Raw genomic sequence first — 1,134 nt, forward strand, 5'->3', positions numbered from 1 at the left:
GTCGGCGGGAGCGCCCCCCGTCAGCCGGGGGCCGCGCTCGCCGTCGCGACCGACGGCACAGCGCTCGGCTCGGTCTCCGGCGGCTGCGTGGAGGGCGCGGTGTACGAGCTGTGCCAACAGGCCCTGGACGACGGCGAGACAGTCCTCCAGCGCTTCGGGTACAGCGACGACGACGCCTTCGCCGTCGGCCTGACCTGCGGCGGCGTCATCGACATCCTCGTTACCCCCGTACGCGCGGACTCTCCCGCCAGGGAGGTGTTCGCGGCCGCGCTCTCCGCCGCAGCCGGAGGAGAGGCCGCGGCGCTCGCGCGGATCGTCTCAGGACCCCCCGAACTCCTCGGCCGCGCCCTGCTCGTCCGCGACGACGGCTCGTACGAGGGCGGCCTCGGCGGACACCCCGAACTGGACCGCACCGCCGCCGACGAGGCCCGTGCCTTCCTCGACGCGGGCCGTACCGGCACGCTCGAAATCGGAGAGCAGGGCTCTCGGTGCGGAGCGCCGATCACTCTGCTCGTCGAGTCATCCGTTCCACCGCCCCGGATGATCGTGTTCGGCGCCATCGACTTCGCGTCCGCGCTGGCCCGAACGGCCAAGTTCCTCGGCTACCACGTGACCGTGTGCGACGCCCGGCCGGTCTTCGCCACCCCGGCCCGCTTCCCCGAGGCCGACGAGGTCGTCGTCGAATGGCCGCACAAGTACCTGGAGTCGACGCAGGTCGACGGCCGTACCGTCCTGTGCGTACTGACACATGACGCGAAGTTCGACGTGCCGCTGCTGCAACTGGCACTGCGGCTCCCGGTCGCGTATGTCGGCGCGATGGGCTCGCGGCGTACGCACCTCGACCGCAACGAACGTCTGCGCGAGGTCGGCGTCACCGAGCTCGAACTCGCCCGTCTGCGCTCGCCCATCGGACTGGATCTCGGCGCGCGTACGCCCGAGGAGACCGCCCTGTCCATCGCCTCCGAGATCGTGGCCAACCGGCGTGGTGGCAGCGGGGTTTCGCTGACCGGAGCGCACACGCCGATTCACCACGACGGGCCGGAGCCCGCGGTGCGGCGGAACGAGATCGGTGGCCTGAGTCGTCGGTAGGGTCCGTTCACGGAGGGCAGCGGACCCCTTCTCCCGCACCTGTGT

At 71.7% G+C, this 1,134-nt stretch carries 1 protein-coding gene; it reads left to right on the forward strand.

Annotated elements, in window-relative coordinates; genetic code table 11:
* The coding region (locus H1D24_RS41570) for an XdhC family protein (protein WP_181662963.1) at positions 1-1,089 on the forward strand (1,089 nt) is incomplete at its 5' end.
* Positions 1,090-1,134: the final 45 nt, after the last annotated feature.

It is taken from the genome of Streptomyces himalayensis subsp. himalayensis, assembly GCF_013778455.1.
GTDB lineage: Bacteria > Actinomycetota > Actinomycetes > Streptomycetales > Streptomycetaceae > Streptomyces > Streptomyces himalayensis.